The 9,383-nt window shown below is 53.6% G+C and carries 4 protein-coding genes and 1 pseudogene; 2 read left to right on the top strand and 3 right to left on the bottom strand.

Annotated features, from left to right (window positions below; translation table 11 throughout):
• Positions 1-125: 125 nt before the first annotated feature.
• The 3 genes from ACIGG6_RS16595 to ACIGG6_RS16585 all read right to left on the bottom strand — a co-directional run bounded on the left by ACIGG6_RS16595 (position 126) and on the right by ACIGG6_RS16585 (position 4,516).
• Positions 126-1,565: a phosphomannomutase gene (locus ACIGG6_RS16595; protein WP_399846028.1), complete on the bottom strand. Its 1,440-nt coding sequence runs from the start codon at positions 1,563-1,565 to the stop codon at positions 126-128.
• A gap of 228 nt (positions 1,566-1,793) precedes the next feature.
• Positions 1,794-3,791, bottom strand: a complete 1,998-nt coding sequence (locus ACIGG6_RS16590) for a sensor histidine kinase (RefSeq protein WP_399846025.1) — start codon at positions 3,789-3,791, stop codon at positions 1,794-1,796.
• Positions 3,792-3,817: 26 nt separating this feature from the next.
• The gene (locus ACIGG6_RS16585) at positions 3,818-4,516 is read right to left on the bottom strand and encodes a response regulator transcription factor (RefSeq protein WP_399846022.1); all 699 of its coding nucleotides are present in this window, start codon (positions 4,514-4,516) and stop codon (positions 3,818-3,820) included.
• 146 nt (positions 4,517-4,662) lie between these two features.
• Between ACIGG6_RS16585 and ACIGG6_RS16580 the strand changes: the two are divergent.
• Together ACIGG6_RS16580 and ACIGG6_RS16575 are read left to right on the top strand one after the other, a co-directional pair.
• Positions 4,663-5,121 (top strand): annotated as a pseudogene (locus ACIGG6_RS16580) (hypothetical protein); the annotation flags it as partial.
• A 9-nt stretch (positions 5,122-5,130) separates the two neighbouring features.
• Positions 5,131-9,225 (top strand): DUF4214 domain-containing protein, encoded by a 4,095-nt coding sequence (locus ACIGG6_RS16575; RefSeq protein ID WP_399846030.1) that lies wholly within the window; start codon positions 5,131-5,133, stop codon positions 9,223-9,225.
• Positions 9,226-9,383 lie beyond the last annotated feature (158 nt).

Here is a 9,383-nt window from a genome sequence, read left to right as displayed (position 1 = left end):
ACTAAAATGCATAAAAATCCGGTATCAGAGAATCACTGATACCGGAATATCGCATTGTCAGCTCATTGGTGAAACTCTTAACTGACTGGCATTACTCACAGGGTGCCCGTTTTTTGTTGGCTGACTTAAAGCGGAAGGGTGGCTAGCGCCCGCAAACACTTTTGCACTAATGAAGAGGCTTTGGCCTGTTCATCAGATTCACAGTAACAGCGCAGCTCAGGGGCATTACCCGAAGGGCGAAGGTGAACGATATCCCCATTATCCAGCGTAGCGCGAAGGCCATCGGTGGTATCAATATGGGCCACTGATGCCTCTAACCCTAGTACTTGCACTAAGGTAGCTGGGGAGGCTTCCCACTCAGCCAACAGCTCACGGCTTTTCTCGGTGGGGAACTCCTTTAAGCGATCACTCGCCGTATATCGGGCAGGCAATTCAGCGAATAGCTGAGAGAGCGGAACCGCTTTTTCAGCTGCTATTACCATTAGCGTGAGTGCAGGCAGCAGGGCGTCGCGGGTGGGTAATGCTGCGAGCTGGCGGTTATCCTCCTCCAGCGTGCTGCCGAGCAAGAAGCCACCGTTCGCCTCAAAACCTGCCACGCGGTTAAAGTCTGCTGAAAGCGCTGCCATGCCCGCCAATACATAAGGGGAGCCAATGCGTGTGCGCGCGACTTTCTTAAAAGCACCGCACTGCTCAATGACAGTATTACAACTCACCGGCACTGCCAGTGCCTCAATATTCAATGCGCTAGCGCATAACAGCCCCACGATATCGCCACGCTGCCAAGTGCCCGTTTCATCGCCCACTAATGGCCTATCGCCATCGCCATCGGTGGAGAGTAGGGCATGTAAATGATGCTGTTTTGCCCAAGCGCGCCCTTTGGCTTGATCTTCTTCACTGACCGCTTCGGTATCAACCGGTACAAAGGCATCGCTGCGGCCTAGCGCTATCACTTCCGCCCCCAGCGTTTCCAAAATATGCGCGTTTAGATCACGGCCCGCTGCTGAATGCTGGTAAAGGCCAACCCGCCAGCCTTTTAGCGGCTCACCAGGGAACCAAGTGGCAAAGCGCTCCGCATAGGCTTGGTTAGCGGCATCCGATACCTCATTGCGCTCAACGGCAGCGAGTGAAGGCATGGTCGCATCGGCCTGCAAAATAGCCGCTTCATCCTCTTTGCTAATCTCACCATCCGGGCGGTAAAACTTAATTCCGTTACGGTCGAAGGGAATGTGGCTGCCGGTAATCATAATGCACGGAATGCCATCGGCCATGGCCTTAAGCGCTAGGGCGGGCGTAGGCAGCACGCCATAATCATCCACTGCCAATCCCATCGCCTTGGCGGCGCTGGTGCAAGCGGCAGCCATGCCAGGGCTGCTCGGGCGGCGGTCCAACCCCAGGGCAATGCGCTCAAACGTAAACGAACGCTGCATGGCTGAAATAAATGCCACGGTAAAGGCCGCGCATACCTCATCGGTGAACTGTTCCACCAAACCACGGGCACCGCTAGTGCCAAAGGCGATGCCGCTTTGATTAATAATCTCGGAAGTAGATCGAGATAAACTCAACATGAATCTCCCTGTGCAATATGGATCAGTCGCCATTATCGAAAGCATAAATAATAAGTTTAACACCCTTACCCGTTGGCGCTATGCAATGACAATGAGTTGTCGTGAAAGCGTCACGCTTTCGCCACTGTTGCATAGGTAAGCTAAATCAATAGTAGCAATGCCTAAAGTAAAAAGTACTTGAACTAAAAAGTACCTAAACTAAAAAGGGAAGGGGGCGGTGGTAGCTTGCTAAATGCGCCTAGCTTCATCGCTATTGAAAACCACCGGTAAACACATGACAAAGCGCACCTTACCTTCATCCAGCAAGTGGGCATCCAAGGAGCCTTCGTGCGTTTCGGCAATCAAGCCGACCAGTGATAGGCCTAACCCCGTGCTGTCCTTTTGTTTATTTGAGAACGTGCAGTAGGCACCCAAGCTTTCGTTAAGCTGCTCTTCCGTCATGGGGTGGCTGGGGGTATTGACCACTTCAAGCGACAGCTTCTGGTTTGTCACCTGAGCCAGCATACGGATGCTGGCGTCTTCCGGTGAATAGCGGCAAGCGTTATCCACCAAATTGAACAGGGCAATTTGCACCAAGGTGGCATCCATAACAGCCTCGTCGGCTGGGTTAACCATCAGATGAAACTCAAACGCCCGATCGGCATGGATGCTTTCGATTAACTCTCTTGTTTCCCCTAGCCAGGGCTGCAAGGTGACCGTTTTAAAATCGACGGACAGCTGGCCGCTAATCAGCTGATCGGTGGAAAGCCAATGTTCAAACAGGGTTTTCAGCCGTTTGGCCTGGCCTTCAATGGAGGTCAGTCGTTTTTCTGATTGGTCAATACCATGCTGACGTTCCAGATTCAGCGTTTCAATCTGATTGAGAATCGCGTTTAAGGGATTCTTGAACTCATGTGAAATCATCGCGCCAAAGCGCATGTAGGTTTTGAACGCGCTTTGTGCCTTGAACAGCGATGCCTGAATGTTCTGGGTGCGTTTAATCACCTTTTGCTCTAGTACCGATTGTTGGCTGGTCAGCACTTTTTGATTTGCCAAGCTATCTTGCAGCGACGCTTGCTGGATACGCTCACGCTCCACGCGTTCAATGCGCATGGAATCAGCCAGAGCAATGGCCAGAAACAGCATCTCAATCGCCGAACCAATCTGGATACTGTAAGACGTCAGCGGGGTAGTATCGACCCAGCCAAAATTACGCAGAGACGCCACTACACTGGCCAGCAGCAGCGCTGACCAAGCGATCAGGAAAAAACGGGCCTGTTTATAACCACGGATCAAACAAAGCAACGCGATGACCATGGCAATAATGGCCCCGACCGGGGCACCCAGGCTCAACAGCCAGGAGGGTGTGGTGGATTCTGGCCATATCAGCACGGTCACGATGGATGTTAAAAAGAACAAGGAGATCAGCAGTAATACCCTGTCTCCAAAAGGGGCGTGAGCGGGGGTGTTTAAAAACCGACGGGCAAAAATGATGGCAAACAAAGACGCCAGATTGAATAACACCGTGCCCAAAATGGTGGTGGTATTGCCGTACTCTAGCCCTAGCCATTGCTGAGGAAAGCCATAGTAAAAGGCCAAGGCCGACGCTAGCGAGCTAGCAAAGAGTACGTAGTAGCCAAAGCGTCGGTCGCGCAAAGAGAAAAATAAAAACAGGTTGTACAAAATCAAACTAGCGACCCAGCCAAAGTACAGCGCCTGGGTAAAGTAAAAACCCTGTTTGTTGGCGGCAAAGGTTTTTTGCGAGCTGAGTGTTAAGGGCATCGTCAAGGAGGCGCTGGTCTGAATTTTCAGAAAGAATTCGTTAACACCGGGTTGCAGGGGCAGGTCATAAGCCAGATAACGGCTGGGCCATTGGTTTGCGGCTAGATCCACGCGTTGGTAGTCGCCTGCATCCCCTCTCAGGTAGAGCTCAAAGGTTGTCGGCGGGTAGTAACCGTATTCGAGAATCCATGCAGCAAGAGCGCCGGGGTTGTGGATAGAAAAGTGCAGCCAGAGGGCCTGGGCGCTGTAGCCTAGGTTCAATACGTTGGCATCTGTATGCGGCTGAAATGCCTGACGTTGCTCTGCTACCTCAGCGACGGTGGTGTCGTTTGGCATCAAGCTATAGGACAGGTGGGCGTTGAGTGAGTACACCTTATCGGTCTCTTTAAGGCGCAGGGGCTCTGCCGACACCGGCACTACCCAGCACACCCACACCATAAGTGACAACAGCCAACAGAGTTTCACTGCCCGCCTATTCATTCACAGCCTGCTTACTCATCCACAACCTGTATCTCCGCTTTTAAGGCATAGCCGACGCCGCGCACCGTAATCAGCGGTAAGGATTGACCACCAGTCCCCTCACGTACTTTTTGCCGTAAGCGACGTACCAGGGTTTCCAGCCGCCGTTCATCGTAATGCACCGGGTCGGCCTCTAGGCCCTTGATAATCTCCGGCCGGGCCACGGGCTGCCCGGCCCAGTGGGCCACTGTTTTTAGCAAGCGAATCTCAGAGAGCGTGAGGGAAACGCGGCGCCCTTCCGGGCTGGTGAGCTGCCATTGAGAGGGTTCTAATGACCAGTAGGCCGCCGTATTGCTAGCCTTTTGCCAGTGACGCAGGCGGGCATGCAGGTTTTCCAATTGCAGGGCCAGCTCCCTGGCCGCCAGCGGCTTACGCAAAAACACATCCGCCCCTAACGAAAGCCCTTTTAAGCGTGTGCTTTCCTGATGGTGCGCCGAGACAATAATCACCCCGGCGTTTCTTACTGTGGCTGCATTCTGCTGTAGCCAGTTCAAGCCACAGCCATCCGGTAACTCAATGTCAAGAACAACCATCTCCACCGGTGCGTGCTGCAAAAAATAGTCGGCTTCTTGCAGGGTGGGAGCCTCATGCACCACCCAGCCATGCAGACGCAGGTAGCTGGCCAGCGCCTCCAAGGTTTCGGTTTCGTCTTCGATTAACAAGAGATGCATGATCAGAAAATCAGCCGGATAAAAGCCAAAACCTACCAGAACACAAAGAAAAAATCAGGAATGTCAGGTTTTGTCAGCTAACGTGTGTTTTTTTTCATTATGATTCATTAAAAAGTAGGAAGGCACCGCCTTTCTCATACGTTGGCATGGTAAGCCAATTGATAGAAGCGCTCTACCCTCACTCTGGGCAGGGCATAACAAGATCAACAGAATCGGGGTTAAACATGGCGGGTGTTTTTGAGTATAAAAAAGACGTTAGTTTTGGGGATGGTGACAGCGGAAGCACCGTTTATTATCAGGACGATATGGGGGAGGCCACCAAGTTGGCTGATTGGGCAGAATGGCAAAATGCCACCATAGAGATCACCTCGTCGTCGTCTGGATTCTTTATAGCAAAAGTTAATCAGTATGATCAGTATAATTTTGTTGATTCTCAAGCCATTTCTAACATGCCCACTAAAAGTACTGCAATTAAGGCCGATTGGAGTAGTCAGTCCTCCCCGGTTGATTTCGAGGGAGGGGCCTTAGGGGATATCTTAAAAGGTGGAAGCGGCAATGACAGGCTGAATGGCAGGGAGGGGAAGGATATTCTCACTGGAGGCGACGGTGATGATGTGTTTTTTGGAACCTCTGACGAGCTGAATGGCGACACCATTATCGACTTTTCCGCTGGCGACACAATTAGGATCACCGGCGGAGATTTCTCGGACGCCACCTTAACCAACGGCGTTCTTGAGTTCGACAACTCCCAGTTAAAACTAGAAGGGGTGGTCGGTAGTATTTCCACGAATTACGTGGACGGTGACACTGAGATTACTTTGCCGCCTCCCGTACCGGCCCCCAGCCAACCTGACCTCGCCAGCGCGAGCGACACCGGTTCCAGCGACAGCGATAACAACACCAGCAACACCACACCCACCTTTACCGGCACGGGTGACGATGGCCACACGGTCACCGTGTTCGCCGATACCAATAATAATCAGACCTATGATGAAGGCACCGATACCCTGATCGGCACTCAGGAGCTGAGCGGCGATTCAATAGATTACTCTATCACCGCCGAAAGCGCCCTGGCGGACGGTGACTACAGCATTCATGCCGTGCAGACGGATGCGGAAGGCGACATCTCAGCCGCCACCGATGCGTTGGCCGTGACCATTGATACCACCGCCCCGAAACTGAATGCTGAGGGCTCCGATCCCAAAAATGGCGCCAACCCGGTAGCAGTGGATGCCTCGATTGATCTGGTATTTAACGAAGCCGTCACTTTCGCCGCTGGTGAAATCCGCCTCGTCAAGGACGATAACGGGGATACGGTAGAGACCTTTGTTCCCAACGATGTTGGTAATGCAGTAACCGGCGATGGCACCACCACACTAACCCTGACCCCGACGCAGGATCTGCCTGGCGAGACCCGCCTGCGTGTGGAGATCGACGCCAATGCCCTGATCGATGCTGCGGGCAATGCCATCAGTGCCGTGGGCGATGGTATCTATGAATTCACTACCGTGGACCCGGATGCACTTTATACTAACGGTAACACCTTCAATACCAAGACAGGTAACTTCATCGACAACAGCCAGACGGCCAGCGACGCAGACAACACCATTGTGGTGACTAAACTTGGCCATCTGGCCGGCTCCACTATTGATGGCGTTGGTGCCAATAACACAGTCGTGCTTGCCGGTAACGAACAACTTGGAGCAGATTTTAGCGCCCCAGCAACGGTAGTACAGAATGTCAGCACCCTTGAGGTCGCGAGCTCTGATGTTGTGCAGGTGACTCTGAACGAAGAAAATGGCTGGAACGATTTCACGACCCTGAAGGGGAACGGCAAGACATCGCTGTTTGTGGACGCAGAGACACTGGATTTTACCAACAAAACCCTCTCAGGCTTTAACGGCTTGGCATCTACAAAACCCAACGCCACCATGACGCTGTCCGCCGAGCAGGTTGCTATGGTCAATAACGCCTCCAGCGAAGGAAGCATGGTTGTTTTGGTTAACGCGCCTCATATTGGTTTTTTTGGCACTGAGGGTCTCACGCTGAATATTGCCGGTGCGACAGTGGATGCATCCAATATATCGCTGTACGGCGTCGACTCGCTCAACCTGACCAGTTCAGGTGACACCACCCTAGCCGTCAAGGCAACAGCGCATGGACCTGAGCCCATAATGGCTGTAGAGACACAGACCTCTACCATGCCCCCCGCCCCGGCAACACTTGACGCGACCACCTTCAAGACCGCGGATACGGATGGCGTCGATATCTTTCAGTCCGAAGGTGCGAGTTTGGACGTTTCCCGTGCAACGCTGATCAATTGGGATACGCTAGAAAACACTCATGCCGGTGCCGCCAGCACCACCGTCTCGGCAGAGCAGTTCAACAACCAGGAGTTGAAGAACTTCAGGCATGTGGATGCTGATGACGAGGATACCCTCAATATCCGCAATGCGATTGAATATCAACCCGTGAGCGTCGCAACCACCGAGCCAAATTCTGAATCGTCCACAACAGCGGATGCTCGTGGCAAGATCTTCACGCATATCGATACCCTGGCCATCAACGAAATGCAGCAGGTGATGACGGCAGCTTCCACGAGCCTGAATACCGAACCCTCAGCGCCGATTGCTCCCCCTATGTACATGCCTTCTCAGCATATCAGGGAGCTGATCGTTGACGCTGCGGTGCTGTCGCAGCTGGATACCCTTCGGGACAACAGCGGACAAGGCACGCTGCTTTCGGAAGAAGCCGACTTCGACCTGTCAGGGCTGACCGTCAAAAACTTTGGGAAGGTGCAAACCACTTATGAGGGCGACGCCACCATCACCGTGGGGTCCGTGGGGACCGTAGAGGCCGATGTCTCCGTAGGCGGTTTTGCCGCTGTTGAGGGCCATGACAACACCTTGCGTACAACGCAAAAAGAGATAGATCTGTCGAGCACGCGACTTGAATATATTAGCCGTGTCACGACCACCAACACCACCGGTACAGCGTTTAAGGGGGCCGACGAGCGAATCGACACCTTTGTCGGCGGTGTCGGGGAGGACATTTTCACCAGCGGCTATAGTCCCGATACTCTTACCGGCGGCGCAGGTGATGATCTGTTCCTGGGGGATGCCCACGACCTGGATAACGACACTATCACTGACTTTGGTGAGGGCGATACCATCCGAATTACCGGCATGACAGGCCTTACCGATGAACACCTTGCTTTTGAAAAAGGTGTACTAAAAGTTGATGGCAACAAAGACGGTGATTTTGAGGATACGGGTTATAAAGGCAGTGATTTTGCCATCACCTTGAACGGCATAAGCAACGACAATTTTGTCGTGGCAGATAATGGTGAAGACAGCGACATCACCTGGACCGCACCGCCTTCTAGCGGCGGCGGTACCCCCACCAACAGCAGAACCTCCAAAGTGGACGGTGCGACGGTGAATAAGAGCACCACTACCACGAATGGCCGCACTCAGGAAGTGACCGAGATAGTGCCCACCGATGAAACGCGTGAAGACGACCCGAACACCGAGAATGGTAGTCTTGCCGACGTTCCGCTGGCTCAGGACGAAGGCGTGGATACCCCGGCACTGAAAGTCGGCCTGCCGACAGGCGTTGGCATGCGGGCAGAAGGGGCACCAACGCGTCTATCGAAGCAGGATGCATTGAACGATCTCATCACCCGTATCCAGCAGAAGACACCCGAGAACTCGGCGCCGCAGGAAGAGATGACCGGCATTGGGCAATCCTTCCTGAACGAGCTGCCCGAGGACAGCCAGCTCTTCGTTAAGACAGTGACGCCGACAGTGGCCGAGGGTGCCCAGCTCGGCAGCCCCATCACCATCACCGGAGCAGGTGAAAGTCAAACCGGTAACCAGCAGGAAGCGCTAGTTATCGATGCCTCCAGCCTACCAAGCGGTACGGTACTGCAGCTTGACGATGTGAACTTTGCCGCCATCGTTGGCGAAGCGCAAGTGATCGGCGGCACAGGTCGCAACGTGGTCACCGGCGACGACAATGCTCAGTACATCGTGTTGGGTGAAGATGATGACGTTCTCTATGGCGGCGGCGGTGATGATGTCGTCGGCTCCAAAGGCGGCGATGATCGTCTCTTCGGGGGAAGTGGCAACGACGAGCTGTTTGGTGGTGCCGACGCCGATCTGCTGCACGGCGGCAACGATACCGATAAGGCGCGTTATGACGGCAACCGCGACGACTATATCGTCACGCAGGAGCATGGCGTCATTACCGTACAGGCTAAGAATGATGCGAATGATATCGACAAGCTGGTCAACATCGAGATCTTAAGCTTCGCCGATGGCGAGGAAAGCATCACCTACGATGACGACCTAGCCTGGATCACCGGGCTTTACGACCAGGTGTTGGGGCGCCAAGGTGATGTGGAAGGAGTACAGTACTGGGCGAAGCAGCATGCTGAAGGCTTGAGTCGAGCGGATGTGGCCATGCTGTTCATGACCTCATCGGAAGCGGATCAAGACCTCAATCTAGCGGTCGATGGCACCGATGGCGTGCTGGACACGCTCTACCAATCACTGCTTGGCCGTGAGGCCGATGCGCCGGGCAAAGCATATTGGGCAAACGAGCTTGAAAATGGCTCATCACTACGTGATGTTGCCGGGGGGTTCATGGCGTCCGAGGAAATGCGTACCCACGACCTGATAGATACCCAGTGGGACTTCATCGCATGATATAACCTGTCTCAGCGGTAAGCCCGCAAACGATGGAGCAAGACCTTACCTTACGGGGTGAGGTCTTGCTCGTTAAAGCATCGTTTTTTATATCTAAGAATACGGCCATATTACATGCCTTCAGTTAGCCAGAGTTCACCAGCCTCGATTGCTTGCGC

The organism is Vreelandella lionensis, assembly GCF_044543515.1.
Lineage (GTDB): Bacteria > Pseudomonadota > Gammaproteobacteria > Pseudomonadales > Halomonadaceae > Vreelandella > Vreelandella lionensis.
Note: the sequence above shows the minus strand (reverse complement) of the source record. Positions and strands in the feature narration are given on the sequence as shown.